General features: G+C 48.6%; 22 protein-coding genes. 19 read left to right on the plus strand and 3 right to left on the minus strand.

Annotated elements, in window-relative coordinates; genetic code table 11:
- Positions 1 to 158: 158 nt before the first annotated feature.
- The 6 genes from FFM79_RS03445 (at position 159) to trxA (ending at position 4417) form a co-directional block, all read left to right on the plus strand.
- Positions 159 to 428 carry an IreB family regulatory phosphoprotein gene (locus tag FFM79_RS03445; RefSeq protein ID WP_057707622.1) on the plus strand — a complete coding sequence of 90 codons (270 nt, stop codon included), beginning with the start codon at positions 159 to 161 and terminating at the stop codon, positions 426 to 428.
- Positions 425 to 859 carry a Holliday junction resolvase RuvX gene (gene ruvX, locus FFM79_RS03450; RefSeq protein ID WP_137642073.1) on the plus strand — a complete coding sequence of 145 codons (435 nt, stop codon included), beginning with the start codon at positions 425 to 427 and terminating at the stop codon, positions 857 to 859. Before FFM79_RS03445 ends, ruvX begins: the two co-directional genes overlap by 4 nt.
- Before the next feature lie 12 nt (positions 860 to 871).
- Positions 872 to 1168: a DUF1292 domain-containing protein gene (locus FFM79_RS03455; protein WP_137642074.1), complete on the plus strand. Its 297-nt coding sequence runs from the start codon at positions 872 to 874 to the stop codon at positions 1166 to 1168.
- A 162-nt stretch (positions 1169 to 1330) separates the two neighbouring features.
- A complete protein-coding gene (gene zapA / locus FFM79_RS03460) occupies positions 1331 to 1582 on the plus strand; it encodes a cell division protein ZapA (RefSeq protein WP_137642075.1) in 252 nt (83 codons plus the stop codon).
- A gap of 55 nt (positions 1583 to 1637) precedes the next feature.
- On the plus strand, positions 1638 to 4004 hold the full coding sequence (locus tag FFM79_RS03465; protein WP_137642076.1) for an endonuclease MutS2: 2367 nt from the start codon (positions 1638 to 1640) through the stop codon (positions 4002 to 4004).
- A gap of 101 nt (positions 4005 to 4105) precedes the next feature.
- Positions 4106 to 4417: a thioredoxin gene (gene trxA, locus FFM79_RS03470; RefSeq protein ID WP_137642077.1), complete on the plus strand. Its 312-nt coding sequence runs from the start codon at positions 4106 to 4108 to the stop codon at positions 4415 to 4417.
- 109 nt (positions 4418 to 4526) lie between these two features.
- On the opposite strand, the gene FFM79_RS03475 is transcribed toward trxA, so the two are convergent.
- The gene (locus FFM79_RS03475) at positions 4527 to 5099 is read right to left on the minus strand and encodes a YslB family protein (RefSeq protein WP_225424365.1); all 573 of its coding nucleotides are present in this window, start codon (positions 5097 to 5099) and stop codon (positions 4527 to 4529) included.
- Positions 5100 to 5243: 144 nt separating this feature from the next.
- Here FFM79_RS03475 and racE point away from each other — a divergent pair, with 144 nt between their 5' ends.
- The 6 genes from racE (at position 5244) to FFM79_RS03505 (ending at position 9681) form a co-directional block, all read left to right on the plus strand.
- Positions 5244 to 6056: a glutamate racemase gene (gene racE, locus FFM79_RS03480; protein ID WP_137642078.1), complete on the plus strand. Its 813-nt coding sequence runs from the start codon at positions 5244 to 5246 to the stop codon at positions 6054 to 6056.
- Position 6057: 1 nt separating this feature from the next.
- Positions 6058 to 6663: an XTP/dITP diphosphatase gene (locus tag FFM79_RS03485; RefSeq protein WP_137642079.1), complete on the plus strand. Its 606-nt coding sequence runs from the start codon at positions 6058 to 6060 to the stop codon at positions 6661 to 6663.
- On the plus strand, positions 6664 to 7182 hold the full coding sequence (locus FFM79_RS03490) for a metallophosphoesterase (protein WP_137642080.1): 519 nt from the start codon (positions 6664 to 6666) through the stop codon (positions 7180 to 7182).
- A gap of 103 nt (positions 7183 to 7285) precedes the next feature.
- Positions 7286 to 7777, plus strand: coding sequence for a cyclic-di-AMP-binding protein CbpB (cbpB, locus tag FFM79_RS03495; RefSeq protein ID WP_137642081.1), 492 nt, complete (start codon positions 7286 to 7288; stop codon positions 7775 to 7777).
- 19 nt (positions 7778 to 7796) lie between these two features.
- Positions 7797 to 8507 carry a 2,3,4,5-tetrahydropyridine-2,6-dicarboxylate N-acetyltransferase gene (dapD, locus tag FFM79_RS03500; RefSeq protein WP_137642082.1) on the plus strand — a complete coding sequence of 237 codons (711 nt, stop codon included), beginning with the start codon at positions 7797 to 7799 and terminating at the stop codon, positions 8505 to 8507.
- A gap of 16 nt (positions 8508 to 8523) precedes the next feature.
- On the plus strand, positions 8524 to 9681 hold the full coding sequence (locus FFM79_RS03505) for an N-acetyldiaminopimelate deacetylase (RefSeq protein WP_137642083.1): 1158 nt from the start codon (positions 8524 to 8526) through the stop codon (positions 9679 to 9681).
- Positions 9682 to 9882: 201 nt separating this feature from the next.
- On the opposite strand, the gene FFM79_RS03510 is transcribed toward FFM79_RS03505, so the two are convergent.
- Positions 9883 to 10770: a mechanosensitive ion channel family protein gene (locus FFM79_RS03510; protein ID WP_137642084.1), complete on the minus strand. Its 888-nt coding sequence runs from the start codon at positions 10768 to 10770 to the stop codon at positions 9883 to 9885.
- 180 nt (positions 10771 to 10950) lie between these two features.
- Here FFM79_RS03510 and FFM79_RS03515 point away from each other — a divergent pair, with 180 nt between their 5' ends.
- The 3 genes from FFM79_RS03515 to FFM79_RS03525 all read left to right on the plus strand — a co-directional run bounded on the left by FFM79_RS03515 (position 10951) and on the right by FFM79_RS03525 (position 12967).
- Positions 10951 to 11367, plus strand: a complete 417-nt coding sequence (locus FFM79_RS03515; RefSeq protein ID WP_137642085.1) for a DUF948 domain-containing protein — start codon at positions 10951 to 10953, stop codon at positions 11365 to 11367.
- Between the two features lie 2 nt (positions 11368 to 11369).
- Positions 11370 to 11861 carry a YtxH domain-containing protein gene (locus FFM79_RS03520; RefSeq protein ID WP_137642086.1) on the plus strand — a complete coding sequence of 164 codons (492 nt, stop codon included), beginning with the start codon at positions 11370 to 11372 and terminating at the stop codon, positions 11859 to 11861.
- A 152-nt stretch (positions 11862 to 12013) separates the two neighbouring features.
- Positions 12014 to 12967 carry an aldo/keto reductase gene (locus tag FFM79_RS03525; protein WP_137642087.1) on the plus strand — a complete coding sequence of 318 codons (954 nt, stop codon included), beginning with the start codon at positions 12014 to 12016 and terminating at the stop codon, positions 12965 to 12967.
- A 188-nt stretch (positions 12968 to 13155) separates the two neighbouring features.
- Here the strand turns inward: FFM79_RS03525 and FFM79_RS03530 are convergent, their stop codons facing one another.
- The gene (locus FFM79_RS03530; RefSeq protein ID WP_137642088.1) at positions 13156 to 14262 is read right to left on the minus strand and encodes a M24 family metallopeptidase; all 1107 of its coding nucleotides are present in this window, start codon (positions 14260 to 14262) and stop codon (positions 13156 to 13158) included.
- A 256-nt stretch (positions 14263 to 14518) separates the two neighbouring features.
- Here FFM79_RS03530 and ccpA point away from each other — a divergent pair, with 256 nt between their 5' ends.
- The 4 genes from ccpA (at position 14519) to FFM79_RS03550 (ending at position 17698) form a co-directional block, all read left to right on the plus strand.
- Positions 14519 to 15529 (plus strand): catabolite control protein A, encoded by a 1011-nt coding sequence (gene ccpA, locus FFM79_RS03535; RefSeq protein ID WP_137642089.1) that lies wholly within the window; start codon positions 14519 to 14521, stop codon positions 15527 to 15529.
- 113 nt (positions 15530 to 15642) lie between these two features.
- Entirely contained in the window at positions 15643 to 16512 is an 870-nt protein-coding gene (locus FFM79_RS03540) for a sugar phosphate isomerase/epimerase family protein (protein WP_137642090.1), read from the plus strand.
- Positions 16509 to 16829 (plus strand): DsrE family protein, encoded by a 321-nt coding sequence (locus FFM79_RS03545; RefSeq protein WP_137642091.1) that lies wholly within the window; start codon positions 16509 to 16511, stop codon positions 16827 to 16829. The genes FFM79_RS03540 and FFM79_RS03545 overlap by 4 nt, the downstream gene beginning before the upstream one ends.
- Positions 16830 to 16963: 134 nt before the next feature.
- Positions 16964 to 17698: a YebC/PmpR family DNA-binding transcriptional regulator gene (locus tag FFM79_RS03550; RefSeq protein ID WP_137642092.1), complete on the plus strand. Its 735-nt coding sequence runs from the start codon at positions 16964 to 16966 to the stop codon at positions 17696 to 17698.
- Positions 17699 to 17829 lie beyond the last annotated feature (131 nt).

The following is a 17829-nucleotide window of genomic DNA, read 5'->3' on the forward strand; positions in this document are numbered from 1 at the left end:
AGAGCCATATTTTAAATGGCTGGAACGATTAGTTAAAACGGCAAACTTAATCATGCTCGTTTTATTACGAATGTGTTACATCAGAATGGATTGATTGTACTTCATAGGGGCATTTAGTAAAATAGATTAGAAGCGGAAACTAGCGGGAGGTGCTTTATATGAGTTCATTAGACAAAACAATGTATTTTGACTTCGATAATGACAACGTTAAGGATGTTCACGACACGTTAACGACGGTTTATGAAGCGTTACAAGAAAAGGGCTATAACCCGATTAACCAGATTGTGGGTTATTTGCTATCTGGTGATCCAGCGTATATCCCGCGCTTGAACGATGCTCGGAATTTGATTCGTAAGCATCAACGCGATGAGATTATCGAAGAGCTTGTCAAGTCATACTTGAAAGCAGATAAGGATGTTAATGCATGAAGTTAATGGGGTTAGATGTTGGTTCGAGAACTGTTGGTGTAGCCGTAAGTGATATTTTTGGCTGGACTGCTCAGGGTGTTGAAATTATCCGCATCAATGAAGATGCGGAAGAATTTGGCATTGAACGGGTTGCCGAACTCGTTAAAGAACACGGAACGCAGGGGTTTGTATTGGGCTTGCCCAAAAACATGAACAATACCCTCGGACCGCGGGCCGAAGCGTCCCAACACTACGGGGACTTATTAACGGAACGGTTTAACATGCCGGTCGACTTTGAAGACGAACGGTTGACCACGGTCGAAGCCGAACGGATGCTAGTCGAAGAGGCCAATACGTCGCGCAAGAAGCGCAAGCAGGTGATCGATAAGCTAGCGGCAAGTTTGATCTTGCAAAACTACCTTGATCGCCACGGCAAACTCACACAAGAATAGCGAGGAACTAACATGAGCCAAAACCAAAACACCAATGAAAACGACGTAATTACGTTAGTCGATGACGACGGTAACGAAACGTTATTTAATATTTTATTTACCTTTGATTCTAAAGATTTCGGTCATTCCTACATCCTACTCTATCCAGCCGATGCGGCTGCCGATGATGAAGTTGATATTCAGGCCTACATCTTTGATCCAGAAGATGGCGATAATGGTGAATTACAACTGATTGAATCCGACGAAGAGTGGGACATGGTCGAACAAGTATTGAATACGTTCTTAGCCGACGACGGTGGGATGCAGTAGTGCCGATCGTTAATCAGTAGCGTCAGGTGAACGGGAACTTTGGGGCGTGACCCTGAGGTTCCCGTTTTTTACACCGCTTTTGGTAAGAATAGGTCTAACAGTCGCATAAACGTAATGAGCATGCTAGAATATTAAGTGTTATTGAAAGGGAGCTGGATTTGGATGGCTGCAAGCAAACGGCGCTTTAAAGCGGAAATCGATGGTCAGACTTACACGATCATCGGAACGGCGTCCGATCGTCACATGCAAACGGTGACACGGATGATGAACGAACAAATTGAACAATTAAAACAGTTAGCACCAACTTTATCTGACCGTGAAATTGCAATCCTACTTGCGTTTAACGCAATTTCGGATCAGGTTGATAAGCAAGCCGAATTATTGAAGATGCAACCGGATGATGCCGAACAGTAACGCATCGTCTTTTTTTTGCAGTTGAGTGGTTCGGCCACACTTCGGAGGGATATTAGTGAATTCCAAAGTATTAAAAACCTTAGAATACCAACAAGTTAAGCGACAATTGGAACCTTACCTGGCTTCAGCCGCTGGTCAGCAAGAGCTGACCGAACTGCAGCCGACCGCGGACGTGGCGGCGGTGCAGTTAGCACTGGACGAAACGAACGATGGTGCGGAAGTCTACCGGTTAAAGGGCGGCATTCCAATTGCCCGTTTAGCGGATATTACGCCGCACATGAAGCGCTTGGCGATCGGTGCGACCCTTAATGGGAGCGAGCTTGGCCAGGTTGGTCGGGTACTCAAAACGACCCGCGCCATCGTCCGCTTCTTTGATGATCTGGCTGAGGATGCGCCAGAAAACGGCATTCGCCACCTGTTTGATGAAGTCCAGGAACTGGTGACGCTCCCAGCCGTGACTAAACGACTGGCAACGGCCATTGAAGGTGACGGGCACATCACGGATGACGCGTCGCCTGAATTGAATCGAATCCGCGGTAACGTTCGGAAAACCGAGGCTGAAATTCGCAGTAAAATGGAAACTTATACGCGTGGTCGCGACTCGAAATATTTGAGTGACCCGATTATTACCATTCGGAACGACCGCTACGTTATTCCAGTCAAAGCGGAGAACCGCTCGCGTTTCGGCGGGATCGTTCATGATCAAAGTGCCAGTGGTCAAACGTTATTTATTGAACCCCAGGCCGTCATGACTTTGAATGACCGTTTGCGCCAAAATCAAGTTGCCGAAAAGCAGGAAGAGCAACGAATTCTTGAAGAATTGTCAAACCTAATTGCGCCTTACCGGGATGAAATTACGCAAAACGCGACCATGTTAGGCCACTTTGACTTCATTAACGCTAAGGCGCGCTATGCGCACGCGATGCGCGCCACCGAACCCCAAGTCTCGGCGGCCAATGAAGTTTACTTGCGGCAAGCGCGCCACCCGTTGATTGATGCGCACAAGGTCGTGGCCAACGACATTAGTTTGGGAACCGATTACCAAGCCATGGTGATTACCGGTCCTAACACCGGTGGGAAAACGATTACGTTGAAAACGCTGGGCCTTTTGCAGCTGATGGGCCAATCCGGCCTGTTCATTCCCGCCGACGAGGGTAGTCGAATCGGGATTTATAATGAAATTTTTGCCGACATTGGTGATGAGCAATCGATTGAGCAGAACCTGAGTACCTTCTCGTCGCACATGGAAAATATTGAAAGTTTCCTAGACCAGATTGATCAACATAGTTTAGTGCTGGTCGATGAACTGGGTGCCGGGACCGATCCACAGGAAGGGGCCGCGCTCGCGATTGCCCTGTTGGACGCCATTGGGGCCCACGGGACGCAGGTCGTTGCAACGACCCACTACCCGGAACTCAAGGCGTACGGGTTTAACCGGCCGGATACGATCAACGCCAGCATGGAATTTGACGAGCAAACGCTAAAACCGACGTACCGGTTATTAGTGGGAATTCCGGGTCGAAGTAACGCGTTGGACATTGCGCAGCGACTGGGGATTCCACAGTCGGTGGTTGATCAGGCACGTTCATTGACTGATTCGGATAGTCAGGACTTAAACGCGATGATTGCCGACCTAGTTGCCAAGCGTAAGCAGGTTGAAGACGCGCAAATTCAGTTAAAGCAACAGGTCGCTGATTCTGAAAAATTACACCGCGAATTAAAGAGCGAGTTTAACGCTTATCAGCAACGTAAGGATCAACTGGTTGAAGCTGCTAAAACGCAAGCCAATGAAATTGTGGCGAACAGCAAAACCAAGGCCGACGCCATTATTAGTGACCTGCGTAAGAAACAGTTAATGAGTGGTCACGCAACCATTAAAGAAAACGAGCTGATCGATGCCAAGGGAGCCTTAAACGCCCTTGAACAACAACCAAAGCTCAAAAAGAACCGGGTCCTACGTCGGGCGAAAGCGCAACACGACTTCCATGAGGGCGATGACGTTCTCGTCAAGTCGTATGGCCAGCGGGGCGTTCTGGTTCAAAATATGGGTAACCATCAGTGGGAAGTTCAGCTGGGAATTCTAAAAATGAAAATTGAGGAAGCCGACCTTGAAAAGGTTAAGCCGGAAGCTGAGCCGAAGCGCGCCCGCGCGACGGTTCAAAGTGCGCACGCGAGTCACGTTTCACCTAACTTAGACTTACGGGGCGTGCGCTACGAGGACGCGATGACGCAAGTGGATCGCTACATTGATGCGGCCCTACTAGCGGGTTATCCGTCGGTTACAATTGTGCATGGTAAGGGGACCGGTGCGTTACGGCAAGGCATCACGGATTACCTGAAAACCAATCGGCAGGTAAAATCGTTCCATTTTGCAGCGCCAAACCACGGTGGCAACGGGGCGACTGAAGTTCAGTTTAAGTAGGCAAAATAAAATTGAATTGTGAACGAATTATTTGTGTTCCGGAAACAAAGCCGCTATACTTACAAATAGTAACAAAATAAGATTTAGGGAGGCCGATTTAAATGGTCGCAGCAACTACTGATAAAACTTTTGAAGCCGATACGGCTAAGGGCGTAACGTTAACTGACTTCTGGGCAACTTGGTGTGGTCCTTGTCGGATGCAATCGCCAGTTGTTGAACAATTGGATGGCGAAATGGGTGACAAGGTTACTTTCAATAAAATGGATGTAGACGCCAACCCTGAAACGGCTAGCAATTTCGGCATTATGAGTATCCCAACTTTATTAGTTAAAAAAGATGGTGAAGTGGTTGATACCCTGGTAGGTTACCATTCTAAAGAACAAATTAAGCAAACTTTAGATCAGTACCTCTAAACAGTAGTGAATTTAAACAAGAAAGCGGACTCGCCCAAAATGGGAGTCCGCTTTTAGTATGCTTACAAACGCGCTAGGACGCGTTGCTAACCGACAACGCCAATGATTGTTAGTTGGCGTCATCTGCTGGTGCCGAGGGTTCTTCTTCGACCCGCGGTTTAATAATTTCAATCGGGGTTGCCGGATCGTAGTTGCTGATGGGCTGCTGGTGATCAATCGTGACCACGATGCGCAAACGCATCCGATTTTGGAAGGTGATTTTGGCTTCACTGATGCAACTAGTTCGCTGAACGGCTTGTTCAGCGAGAAAGCCGGTTTCTAACATGAAGTCGGGTTTCTTAATGGCCGCGCTCCGCCGCGCGACCGGTTCGCCAGTGAGTTCGTAGGTGACCAGGTCCTCCGTGGCCTTAATTAAAACCAGGTGCCCCCAGCCAGCTTGTTCAAAGAACGTGACTAGGTCCTCCGTCGACCCGACTGGAAATTGACGGGCCAAATCCTTACCCGCCCAATACAGAATCCCACTGCTTTCGTCGCCCAGTAGGTTGGGAATCAGGGCGTCGCGTAAAACTTCCACGCTTAAAACGGAAGACTTTACGGCGTTACCCGCAAATTGTGAATAAAAGGCGTTCGTCATGATAGGGTCCTTTCCATACAATAAATCGTAGTCATTCGACCACTTCATAATAGTTATTATACCTTGTTTCAAGGAATCTGCGGGATTTTTTCGCTTTATCAAAAGAAAACCTTACAAATTGGTCTGGCTTGAAATCGGCTCCAAAAAAGAACATAATGAAGTTTCAGAATTCAGCGAACGGAGATTTTGAGAATGTCAAATGAACATGCAATTGGTTTTATGGATTCGGGTGTGGGGGGCTTAACAGTCGTTAAGCAGGCCCGGAAGCAGTTGCCCCGCGAAACCATCTATTTCATTGGTGATCAGGCCCGGCTACCGTACGGTCCGCGGCCGAGTGAACAGGTGCGGACCTTTTCTTGGCAGTTGGCGAACTTCTTATTAAAAAAGCACATCAAATTATTGGTGATTGCGTGCAATACCGCCACGGCGGCCGCGTTGCCAGATTTACGAGCCAACTTGCCAATTCCGGTGATTGGGGTAATTGCGCCGGGTTCGCGTGCGGCGATCAAGGCTTCCAAGCAGCACCACATTGGGGTGATTGCGACTGAGGGGACGATTCGCAGTAATGCGTACCGCGACGCCATCTTAACGCAGGATCCTAATGAACAGGTGCTATCGAAGGCTTGCCCGAAATTTGTCCCATTGGTCGAATCCAATGAGTATCATTCAACGGTTGCTAAACGGGTGGTTGCGGAAACCCTCCAAAGCTTTAAACAGTCGGGTATTGATACGTTGGTGATGGGCTGTACGCATTACCCGTTGTTGCGGCCGTTAATTCAAAACGTGATGGGGAGTGGGGTGACGCTGATTGATTCGGGAGCTGAAACGGTTAACGATGTTTCGGCCATGCTGGATTACTTAGATATTGCTAACACCAGTGCAACCAAGCGTTACCCGGATGAATATTATACGACTGGCTCGGCCAAGCAGTTTGAAACAATCGCAAAGGACTGGCTTGAACTGCCCGATTTTAAGTCCCAGCACGTTGATTTAGGGAGTGAATGAAATGACTAAACCACAGACATTAATTATTGCCACCAATAATGCCAATAAGGCGCGGGAATTTGAAGCGATGCTCGCCAAGGATGACATTGCCATTAAAACGCTAGCCGATTTTCCAGCCGTGCCAGCGATTCGCGAGAACGGGATCACGTTTGAAGAAAACGCGACTAAAAAGGTGACCGCGGTCGTAGCGGCGACTGGGCTGCCCGCAATTGCGGATGATTCGGGCTTGATGGTGGACGCGTTACACGGCGATCCGGGCGTTTTTTCAGCCCGCTATGCTGGTGACCACGATGATGCGGCGAACAATGCAAAGTTATTAGCTAATTTGGGCGGCGTACCGTTAGAAAAGCGAACGGCGACCTTCCATACGACCTTAGTGGCTTTAAAGCCCAACGGCCAGAAGCTGGTCGTTAACGGGGAACTCGCTGGTCGAATCCTAATTGCGCCGCGTGGTCATAACGGTTTTGGTTACGATCCGTTGTTTTGGACGGCCAAGTATGACCGGTCACTAGCGGAACTGACTGCGGCACAGAAAAATGCGATTAGTCATCGCGGCGCGGCGTTGCGTAAATTGATGACAAAATTTGATGAATGGTGGTCGAATTAGATGCGATGTTTAGTAGTTAGCGATAGTCACGGTGATCGTGATATTTTAGTGAATTTATTGACGGCGTATCAAGGTCAGGTCGATGCGTTCTTCCACTGTGGTGATTCTGAATTATCACGGGACGACGCGGTTTTTGATCAGATGAACGTTGTTCGGGGCAACATGGACTTTGACCCGCAGTTTGTCAATGCGCTTCAGGCCCAAGTGGCGGGGGAGACCGTCTACATGACGCACGGCCACTTGGTCGGGGTCAACCTTGGTTTGACGCACTTACTGGCGAGTGCTAAAGCGGCCGGTGCGCAGCTGGCCTTCTTTGGTCATACGCACCAACTGGGGGTTGAGCGTCACGATGGCATTTTAGTATTAAATCCTGGGAGTATTAGCTACCCACGGGGTGAGTTTACCCGGATTGGTGGGACCTATGCCATTGTCACGACGAGTACGGACGCACTAGACGTGCAGTACTATGACCGCCAGATGCAGGCGGTTCCCGAGTTGAAGTTCCACTTTGCACGGTAAAAAAATTGATTAAATATGGGACCCCAACCTCAACTTAAGACGATTTTCGGGTAAAATAGGATTAGTCAGGTTTACCGAATAGTTGTTAAGGGAGGGTTTATGAATGTTGATTCAACCAGTTGCGGACATGCTGGCACGTAATGCCGACCATTACTTGATTCCGGCCGACCTCGTTGCTAACGTCCAAGCTGATAATAATTTGTACCATGCATTTCTCGTCCTAACGAAAATTAAGTATTCTAAAATTCCAGTACTGGACCGGGCCGGGCACTTTGAAGGTTTGATTTCATTACCGCTAATTACGGAACAAATGCTGGGGTTTGATCAATTAAACGTGGACATTTTGATGCACAAGCGGGTCAGTGATGTGATGGAGACCGACGTTAAGACGGTCCCAGACATTGATCACTTAGAAGCGACCCTGCACTTAATGATTGACCACCCGTTCGTCCCGGTGGTGACCGCGGATCACGTTTTTCAAGGGATTGTGACCCGGCGTGAATTTATGAAGAGTTTTAATTTCTTGACCCATGAAATTGGGAAACAGTATGATATGATTGAAAAGGATTTTTCCACTAGCGAAAAAGCTAAATAAATGTAATGGAGGCCCTTCGATGGCAAAATTAGATGCACAGTCGATTATTAACTACATTGGTAGTGCGAAAAAGAAAACACCCGTTAAGGTGTACGTGAAAGGCCAACTGGACCAGTTAGACGTCCCCGCAACAATTAAGACGTTTTTCAGTGGCCAAGCTGGTGTGTTATTCGGTGATTGGGCTGACGTAGAACCATTCTTGAAAGCGAATGCGGCCCACATTGACGATTATCAACTAGAAAATAGCGCCCGTAATTCAGCGGTGCCGTTAGCTGATTTGAAGCAATATAACGCGCGCATCGAACCCGGGGTTACGATTCGTGACCAAGTCTTAATTGGTGACAACGCGGTCATCATGATGGGGGCGGTCATTAATATCGGAGCTGAAATTGGTGAAGGAACCATGATCGATATGGGCGTGGTCCTTGGTGGCCGGGCCCTCGTTGGTAAGAATTGCCACATTGGTGCCGGAACGGTCTTAGCCGGCGTGGTTGAACCACCTTCGGCCCAACCCGTTCGGATTGATGATGACGTCTTGATTGGTGCCAATGCCGTAGTCTTAGAAGGCGTGCACGTTGGTAAGGGCGCCGTTGTGGCGGCCGGTGCGGTTGTTACAAAGGACGTTGCACCGAACACCGTTGTCGGTGGCCTACCAGCACGGAAGTTAAAAGACATTGATGATCAAACTAAGAGTAAGACTGAATTAATGAACGAGTTACGGAATCTCTAATAACGGAGGGATAAAGATGGCGTTACGGGAAGCCGAATTAATTCCAATTTATCAACATTTACATCAAATTCCGGAACTCGGGTTAGAAGAACACGAAACGCAAGCCTACTTGTTAAAGCTGATTGCGGCCATGCCCCAGGACTGGTTAACGGTTAAGCGGGTTGCGAGTGTCCCGACGGCGATTTTAGTCAAGGTTAGCGGTCAGCAGCACGATTACCGCATCGGCTACCGGACCGATATTGACGGCCTGCCGGTGACTGAGCAAACCGGGTTGCCGTTTGCGTCGAAGCATCCTGGTAAGATGCACGCTTGCGGTCATGATATTCATATGTCGGTGGCACTGGGGATTCTGAGTTATTTTGCTGAAAATCAGCCAACGACGGATATGATTTTCATCTTTCAACCGGCCGAAGAAAATGCCTCCGGTGGGATGCGCTTGTTCCAAAGTGGCGCACTCGACGGGGATTGGCGGCCGGACGAAATCTTTGCCTTTCATGACAATCCGAATTTACCAACCGGTGCCATTGGTTGCCGCATGGGGACTTTGTTTGCGGGAACTTGTGAAATTCACGCCCACTTAACCGGGAAGAGCGGTCACGCCGCTTATCCCCATCAGGCTCATGACATGGTGGTTGCCGGTTCGGCGCTAGTTCAACAGTTGCAAACGATCGTTGCTCGTAACGTGGATCCCATTCAAAGTGGCGTGGTCACGTTGGGCCACTTCACGGCAGGGACCATTGGTAACGTGATTGCTGGTGAGGCCCAAATTGATGGGACGATTCGGGCGTTGACGCAGGACATGAACTTGCTGATTCAACGGCGGGTCCGGACCATTACGGAAGGGATTGCGCTGGCTTACGATTGTGATATTGATTTGAAGCTGAACCAGGGCGGGTACTACCCGGTTGAGAACAACGATGCGATCACGGCGGACTTTATTGATTACATGCAACGTGCCGACGGGGTCAACTTCATTGAAACGCAACCGGCGATGACCGGTGAAGATTTTGGTTATCTGATCCATCAGATTCCCGGAACGATGTTCTGGTTGGGAGTCGATAGTCCGTACTCGTTGCACTCAGAAAAAATGGTTCCGCATACCGACGCAATTATGCGCGGGGTTGACGCGATGACCGGCTTTTTGACGCATCGCAATGCGTTACGGCAAGCTTAAGCTTAAATCAACGTAAAAATGAGGCTGTGACTTATGTCACAGCCTCATTGTGTATTGACTCATGTTAATAGCCGAAACGTGCGCCAAAAGTCAGCTGGCTCCGCTTAACCCCGTAAGTCAAACAATCCAAGCCCAGGATTATTCGCCTTACGTCGTTAATGCTCACCAGCTAACCGACTTTTGGCACACTCTTATTTTTTGTTAATGATTAGGTGTTAAATTTAAGCGGGTCGAGGGTAACTGAATGTTAGCTGCTTTAGCAGCTGCCAAGTAAGCGGCGAGAAAGTCGCGTTGAATGGCAAATTGCATTCCGTTTTTAACGTAAAACTGAACCCGAAAAACGAGCGTCCCGTCGGTTTGCGTGGTGACCCCCTGAATGTCGGGTTCACCAATAATATCGGGATACTGAGGTACGAGCTTGCGGTTGACGTCCTTGACCGCTTCAGTTAATTGTTGAATGGGCGTGGCGGTGGTCACGTACAAGTCAATCAGGACCCGCATGTCGTTGCGGGACTGATTACTAATGATCATGATTTTGCGGTTGGGGACGAAGTTTAACGTGCCGTCCGGGCTTGTAATTTGGGTCGTTCGCAAGCCAATTGCGGAGACGGTTCCCTCAACGGTTTCGATTTGAACGTAGTCGCCGACGTCAATCTGGTCTTCCAATAAGATGAAGAAACCAGTAACGATGTCACTCACAAAGCCTTGGGCACCAAGACCGAGGGCCACACTGAAGATTCCGGCACTGGCAATCAGGGTTCCAACCGGGACGCCAAGTACGGAGAGAACGGCGTAAATGCCAAAAAACATGATGACGTAATGGTAAATGTTAAGCGTCAACGTGTAGATCGTTGAGATCCGGTTACTGGCCGTATCGCTCGTTCGGGCGTTCGTGATAAAAATATGGTGGATCAGGCGCTTACCGACGCGGTCAATGATCCAGAACAACAAAATAAAGAGAATAATTTCAATAATCTTACCACCAATGTCGATGATAATTTGTTGCCAATCGATTTTTTGCACCAGTTTCATCCATACGGACACTTGCTTGGTTGGGGTATCGACGGCTAACATCGTTGGAAAAGTCATGTGTTCACCTTCGTCTAATAGTCTGTTAATTAGTGTAGCAGAAGCGCGCCCCACAAGTCCAATGACAATTGGTGTGAATTCGCGGTTAGTCTAAGTTGTAAGCACTTTTATAATTGCGATTTAATTAAGACAATGCTATGCTAGTTCTAATATAGAGGCAGTTGAAGGAGGAAATTACGGATGATTACACACGTTGCGGGGATCATTGCCGCCATTGCGTTTTTACTGTTAGTCTGCTTCATCGGGATTTTCCTGATGCGGATTACGAAAACGATGGGGGAAGTCAACCGAAGTTTAAACACCATCACGGATGATGTCGATGCCTTATCACACCAAACGGAAAAAATTATGGCAAACGCCAATGAATTATTAAAAGATGTTAATGGCAAGGTCGCGTCAATTGACCCGGCATTCCAAGCGATGGGTGACTTAGGTCAAAGCGTTTCGGATCTGAACGCGGCGACCCGGGAGTTAACTGCGAAGGTTGGTCATAATAACCAGAAGCGTAGTAAGTTTACGAGCGCCGGTAAGGTTGGTAAAGCCGCCTTCGATGTCTATCGGAACCGTCGGTCAAAAAAAAATAGTGAGGAGTCTTAACGATGTCAAAAAAGGGATTCTTATTTGGATTAGCCGTTGGGGCAAGTGCCATTGCTGCCGTTGCCACCAAGTTATCTGACGAAAAAAAAGCGGAATTAGCCGCTAAGGCGCAGGCCGGATTAGCCGCTTTCAAAGATCGGGCCATCGATTACGCGTTCTACGCGAACGATGCAACCGCGGATTTTCGGGACGTTGCTAGCGAAGAATTTGAAGAAGCTAAGCGGAAAGTTGCGGACTTTGCGGAGCAGTACCAAGCAACTAAGGGCGCCGGTGACGAAACCTTTACGTCCAGTTTGGACCGGGCAACGGATAGTCTTCGCACGGAACTCGCCCAGGTCGAAGATGAACAGGATGCGGATGATGATGAAGGCGATATCGTCATTGATGGTAGTGCTGCGTTTAGCGATGCAACGAGTGCTGCTAGTGAAGCCGATTCGGCAACGAGTGCAGCGGATTCAGCCGCTGATTCAGCAACGACTGATTCTGAAGCATAATTCAAGTAATCAAAGAACTTTCGGATCGTGGATCCGAAAGTTCTTTTGTTTACTTGAAAACCATCCAAACGGGGAGCTTTAGTTGTCTGTGACCGTAAAGACGAGTACCGTAGACTTGTAACGAAAAAAGTTTAAACGAGGGTGAAAACTAAATGAAGACAATTCAATTAGGCGCAACCAGTCAGTCGGTTTCGGCGGTTGCACTGGGAATCATGCGGATGGTTCGGCTCAATCCTGATCAGGCTGCCGGCGTTTTAAACACGGTTCATGAGCACGGGGTTGATTTTATCGATAGTGCGGACATTTATGGTAATGGCCAATCAGAGACCGTTTTTGGGCAAGCGTTAAAACGGTCTGGTTTACACCGGGATGATTTTTGGATTCAATCTAAGGGCGGCATCGTCCTGGATCCAAAGCGGAGTAAGGGTGAGCTGGTCTTTGGTCAGCGCTACGATTTTTCCAAGGCACACCTGATTAAAACGGTGGACGGTATTTTACAACGAATGCAGGTGGATTACCTGGATAGCTTTTTGCTGCACCGGCCGGATCCATTGATGGAACTAGACGACGTGGCGGCGGCTTTTGATGAATTACAGACGGCCGGGAAAGTGCGTCACTTTGGGGTGTCGAACTTTAACCCGATGCAGGTTGCGATGTTGCAAGCAGCACTTGGTCAAAAGTTAATGATTAACCAGTTGCAGTTTGGGGTCATGCATACGGGGCCAATCCAGTTTGGCCTGCATACTAATATGCAGGATGCGGCGAGTGTAAATCGCGATGGTGAAATCATTGAGTATTCACGGCTGCATGGGATGACGATTCAAGCTTGGTCGCCGTACCAGTACGGGATGTTTGCGGGAACCTTCATTGACAACCCGAAGTTCCCGGAATTGAATAAGCAATTGCAGGCGCTGGCGGACAAGTATGGTGTGACCAAGAATGCGATTGCGACGGCATGGATTTTGCGGCACCCGGCTAATATGCAAGTGATTTTAGGATCGATGAACCCGCAGCACTTAAAGGAAAGTATGACAGGCGCGGACGTGCAGTTGACGCGCCAAGAGTGGTACGATACGTACTTTGCGGCGGGGAATGATTTGCCGTAGAGTGTGAGGACCAGCGGTTTGACCTTGGGTAATGCCTAGCTAAGGCGTTGGCGCGGATTATGCGATGACGCCTTAGTGTAGCAGGCGCAGAGGTCAGCTGGTCCGAACACGTTTCAATCAGCCAAAAAGGTTAACAAAAACGCTCCCGACTGAATTTTCGGTCGGGAGCGTTGCTGTCTTTTTAGAGGTTAGTCTAAGATTTTAAGTTCCTTAGGGGTGTGGGTGAATGGCTTGAAGCCGTCCTTGGTAACAACCCCGCAGTCTTCAATGCGCACACCGGCAACGCCTGGGATGTAGATGCCGGGTTCGATGGAGAAGCACATACCTTCAACTAATGGCATCTTATTGCCGGCCATCATTGATGGAAATTCGTGGTCAGTTTGACCGATCCCGTGGCCTAAACGGTGAATAAAGTATTCGCCATAGCCCGCTTTAGTGATAATGTCACGGGCAATTTTATCAACGTCTTCGGCCGCCATTCCTGGCTTAACGGCCGCCTGGGTCGTTAACTGGGCTTCCAGACAAACGTCGTAAATTTCTTTTTGCTTAGCGGTTGGCTGACCATAAGCAATCGTCCGGGAAGCGTCGGAAGCGTAGCCTTCGTACATGACACCGAGGTCAAACAGCACTAATTCGTTTGGTTTAACCTTAGTTTCGTTAGTGGCGCCGTGGGGATTAGCAGCGTGTTCGCCGGCTTGAACGAGTGTTCCAAAGCTCATTTCCATAATGCCCTTTTTCATTAAAGCGTATTGTAATTCGGCCGCAATTTGTTGTTCGGTCCGCCCAGCCTTAACGGCAGCAAATCCTTGTTCAAATGCGAAATCCGCCCACTGCCCAGCAATGTCTAACTTCTTTAATTCGTCCGGCGTTTTAACGAGCCGTAATTGTTGGATGTAGGGTGAGAGGTCCTGCGTGAACTGGGCCTCAGGAAATTGGGCCTTGAGTGCTTGGAAGCGGTCAAGAGTCAGGTTACCTTCTTCTAAGGCCCACTTTGTTGGGTGGGCGCAACTAGCACGAACGTGTTCGGCAATCAGGGCGTAGGGATCTTCGTGGTCCATGTAGCCGAATACTTGGTACGGCCAGCCCATGTCTTTAATGGCTTCGACTTCGAGTGCGGGTGCAAAGAGGAACGGATCGGCATCGGCGAAAATGAAGAGGGCGAGGGTCCGCTCGTAGGGGTTGCTTTCAAACCCCGTTAAATATGAAATCGTGTGAAAATTGCTGACGTAAGTTACGTCCAGCTGGTGTTCCGCGGTCCACTGACGGACTTGTTCTAGTTTCGTAGCATCTGCCACTTGAATCACTCCTTAATTGGTTATATATACCAGTATAGCGCTCTTTCTTAAAAAAAGCTGTGAATCCGAAAAATGAAAAAATCGGCTGAAGCGTTGTTAAATCTTGCTTTTTGAAAACAAGTAGGTTATTATTTTCATGAAAGCGATTTCAAATGCTTTCTTAAGTTGCAACGGGACCGTAATTTTGCTATATTGGGTGATGTTGCATGAAAACGAATGAAAACATATGATATCAGGTAAGAAAGGGCTATTTTACATGGAAAAACAGACAGTTACGATTTATGATGTCGCGCGGGAAGCGGCAGTTTCAATGGCGACGGTTTCACGGGTTGTCAACGGGAACCCAAACGTTAAGCCGGCCACCCGTAAAAAGGTTTTAGCCGTTATTGAACGGTTGGATTACCGGCCAAACGCAGTTGCGCGGGGCTTAGCAAGTAAGCGCTCAACAACGGTTGGGGTGATTATTCCAGACGTGACCAACATTTACTTCGCTTCGTTGGCCCGCGGAATTGACGACATTGCGATGATGTACAAGTACAACATTATCCTAACTAATAGTGATGATGCTGGTGAACAAGAAGTGAACGTGTTGAACACGTTGATGGCTAAGCAAGTCGATGGGGTTATTTTCATGGGGAACCACATTGATGATAAACTACGGGCAGAATTTAAGCGGGCGAAGGCGCCGGTCGTGTTAGCTGGGACGGTTGATCCACAAGGTGATACACCGAGTGTTAATATCGATTACGCAGCGGCCGTTGAAGAGGCGGTTACGAACTTGATTAACCGCGGTCACACTAAGATTGCGTTAGCTTTAGGTTCTTTATCCCAATCAATTAACGCCGAATACCGGCTAACCGGTTATAAGCGCGCCCTGAATAAAGCTAAATTACCATACGATGATAGTTTGGTTTACGAAGCAGGTTATTCCTACGATGCCGGTACGAAGTTACAACCGGTGATTGCGGATAGTGGCGCAACCGCCGTTTTCGTTGGTGACGATGAAATGGCTGCTGGTATCATTAACGCTAGCGTTGAATCGGGCGTAAAGGTACCGGATGATTTGGAAGTGATTACCAGCAATAACACGATTATTACCCAGATTACCCGCCCAGCCATTACGTCGATTACGCAACCACTGTATGATATTGGTGCGGTTGCGATGCGGATGCTGACGAAGTTAATGAATGATAAGGAATTGGACGAAAAGACCGTTACGTTACCATACGGGATCGTCCGTCGTGACTCAACTAAGGTCGAAGATTAATTCGCTTAGGTTAATTGAATTGCTACTGCGAGCAAAATCGTTTCGCGGTATACTAGGTTCAGAACACTGGTTCTGAACCTTTTTCGTTCGAACCGTTTGAAAGGATGGCAAGCATGGCAAAATTAGAGTTACCAGATCGTCCGGGGAAGGTTCGCTTGGGATTAAAAGCCGGGGCAGCGACCGAACAGTTACTTGATCGCCTGCGGTACCGGCCCGAATTTTTTGAATTTTATACGCAGGCCACGGATCTAGAGGGGGAAGCGTTTAAGAAGTTTAAGCAGGCGGTGACCTTTGTTCAGCGCTCCGTGACGCCCAACGTGATTATTCACCACCCAATGCAGTATCAAGGGCGGCATCTAGATCAGCTTTTGGACCCGGTGCGGCAACCGGAAGCGTATCAATTTTTACAACGCTCAACAGACCAGTTGATTGACTTGGCTTATGAGACGGGCGCCAAACTTTTGGTTCACGGGGGCTATGGTGGTCAGGAGACGCAGCAGTTGATTAGTGAGTATCCGTCCTTAGCCGCCGCTAGGGAGACCGTGTTTAACCGGTTGGATCAGTTGATTGCGGCCGGCCATGGTCGGGTCATGATTGAAAACGGGATCACCCCTAGCTTCATGTACGGGGATCCGCAACTGGACGAACAAATTATTCAGCACCAGTGGCCACTCGTCTGTGATGTTAGCCACGTCTTCATTGGACTGCACGGCGATATGGACTTAACCGCGCTGACACTGAAACGGCTGCGGCCACTCATTCAGCATTATCATTTAGTGGATTCAATGGGACAACAGCATGATAGCTTGCCGCTTGGTCGCGGTCGGGTTGATTGGAACCGGGTCTTGCCGTTACTGAATCCGGGTGCCTCGATGATTTACGAGGTGCCGGATGCAACCGACGCCACTTGTCGGAATATGCTGGAAAGTTATCATTATCTGCGCGGACTCGAAATTAAATGGTTAGAAGGGACGCCGGCATGAGCCAAATCGTTGTGCACGTTGACGAAGTTGCTAAAGTTGCTTTAGCCATCGGTAACGTTAAAAATTTCCTGAAAGCGCGCCCGACCAGTACCGTCGTGGTGGTCGTTAATGGTCCGGCGATTACTAGTTTGATAACTGGTGCGTGGCAACCGTTATTAACGCAGTTACCGCAGGTTGAGGTGGACGCGTGTGCCAACGCGTTAGCCAGCCATCACTTGACGGCGCAACAATTACCAGCAACGGTTCAAGTGGTGCCCGCGGGGGTCGTTCGGATCATTGAACTTCAGGAACAGGGCTACGCTTACTTACGGCCCTAGGACTGGCAGGGAACCGGTTACCATCTTTTCGGATCCTCGGGCCTAAGCCTTGAAATTACTCGTTTTTTTTGCTATTATACTTAGCGTATGTTTTATCATCAATCGACTATATAAAAAGAAAGAAGGAGTCACACATGTCAGGACATTCAAAATGGCATAACATTCAGGGACGTAAAAACGCCCAAGATGCTAAACGTGGGAAGATTTTCCAAAAGATTTCCCGTGAACTTTACATGGCTGTTAAAGCCGGGGGTCCTGATCCAGATTCTAACGCTCAATTGCGGTTAGTAATGGATAAGGCCAAAGCTGCCAACATGCCTAAAGACAATATTAAACGGGCGGTTGATAAAGGTAGTGGCTCCGGTGCGGAAAACTACGAAGAAGTGACCTACGAAGGCTACGGTCCTGGTGGGATTGCCGTTCTGGTTCACGCATTGACCGATAACAAAAACCGGACGGCCGCTGCGGTTCGTTCAGCGTTCACCCACTCTGGGGGCTCGTTAGCCGCAACCGGTGCCGTTAGTTACATGTTTGACCGTAAGGGTTACATCGTTATCAAACGGGAAGACCTCGATACCGACGAAGACACGATGTTAATGGACGTGTTGGATGCTGGTGGTGACGATCTTCAATCTAGCGACGAAGCATTCGAAATTTATACGGATCCAAAGCAATTGGCTGCGGTTCGGGATGCCTTGGAAGCTAACGGTTACAAGTTGGAAACGGCCGAATTGACCATGATTCCAGAAAACTTGACCGACGTGCCCGCTGATAAAGTGGATAAATTACAACACTTAATCGACGAATTAGAAGATAACGACGACGTTTCAGAAGTTTACGAAGCGGCTAACTATCCAGACGAAGACTAAGTTGACCTAAACGGGTCCGTTGATCGCATTGCGGTCGGCGGGCTTTTTTTTAGGCTAGCGGTTAAGCGGGCTTTTATTAAAAAAATGAATTCTTAGGAAATTATTGGGCTAAAACGGGTGCAGCCCCCGGG

The organism is Lactiplantibacillus modestisalitolerans (assembly GCF_005405425.1).
GTDB lineage: Bacteria > Bacillota > Bacilli > Lactobacillales > Lactobacillaceae > Lactiplantibacillus > Lactiplantibacillus modestisalitolerans.

Coding starts and splice junctions, on each gene's coding strand:
- FFM79_RS03485 (WP_137642079.1), top strand. CDS start 6,058: ATGACTAAACCACAGACATTAATTATTGCCACCAATAATGCCAATAAG.
- dapD (WP_137642082.1), top strand. CDS start 7,797: ATGGCAAAATTAGATGCACAGTCGATTATTAACTACATTGGTAGTGCG.
- FFM79_RS03490 (WP_137642080.1), top strand. CDS start 6,664: ATGCGATGTTTAGTAGTTAGCGATAGTCACGGTGATCGTGATATTTTA.
- trxA (WP_137642077.1), top strand. CDS start 4,106: ATGGTCGCAGCAACTACTGATAAAACTTTTGAAGCCGATACGGCTAAG.
- FFM79_RS03455 (WP_137642074.1), top strand. CDS start 872: ATGAGCCAAAACCAAAACACCAATGAAAACGACGTAATTACGTTAGTC.
- FFM79_RS03550 (WP_137642092.1), top strand. CDS start 16,964: ATGTCAGGACATTCAAAATGGCATAACATTCAGGGACGTAAAAACGCC.
- FFM79_RS03510 (WP_137642084.1), bottom strand. CDS start 10,770: ATGACTTTTCCAACGATGTTAGCCGTCGATACCCCAACCAAGCAAGTG.
- FFM79_RS03520 (WP_137642086.1), top strand. CDS start 11,370: ATGTCAAAAAAGGGATTCTTATTTGGATTAGCCGTTGGGGCAAGTGCC.
- racE (WP_137642078.1), top strand. CDS start 5,244: ATGTCAAATGAACATGCAATTGGTTTTATGGATTCGGGTGTGGGGGGC.
- FFM79_RS03445 (WP_057707622.1), top strand. CDS start 159: ATGAGTTCATTAGACAAAACAATGTATTTTGACTTCGATAATGACAAC.
- FFM79_RS03545 (WP_137642091.1), top strand. CDS start 16,509: ATGAGCCAAATCGTTGTGCACGTTGACGAAGTTGCTAAAGTTGCTTTA.
- cbpB (WP_137642081.1), top strand. CDS start 7,286: ATGTTGATTCAACCAGTTGCGGACATGCTGGCACGTAATGCCGACCAT.
- ccpA (WP_137642089.1), top strand. CDS start 14,519: ATGGAAAAACAGACAGTTACGATTTATGATGTCGCGCGGGAAGCGGCA.
- FFM79_RS03525 (WP_137642087.1), top strand. CDS start 12,014: ATGAAGACAATTCAATTAGGCGCAACCAGTCAGTCGGTTTCGGCGGTT.
- ruvX (WP_137642073.1), top strand. CDS start 425: ATGAAGTTAATGGGGTTAGATGTTGGTTCGAGAACTGTTGGTGTAGCC.
- FFM79_RS03475 (WP_225424365.1), bottom strand. CDS start 5,099: ATGAAGTGGTCGAATGACTACGATTTATTGTATGGAAAGGACCCTATC.
- FFM79_RS03505 (WP_137642083.1), top strand. CDS start 8,524: ATGGCGTTACGGGAAGCCGAATTAATTCCAATTTATCAACATTTACAT.
- FFM79_RS03540 (WP_137642090.1), top strand. CDS start 15,643: ATGGCAAAATTAGAGTTACCAGATCGTCCGGGGAAGGTTCGCTTGGGA.
- FFM79_RS03515 (WP_137642085.1), top strand. CDS start 10,951: ATGATTACACACGTTGCGGGGATCATTGCCGCCATTGCGTTTTTACTG.
- zapA (WP_137642075.1), top strand. CDS start 1,331: ATGGCTGCAAGCAAACGGCGCTTTAAAGCGGAAATCGATGGTCAGACT.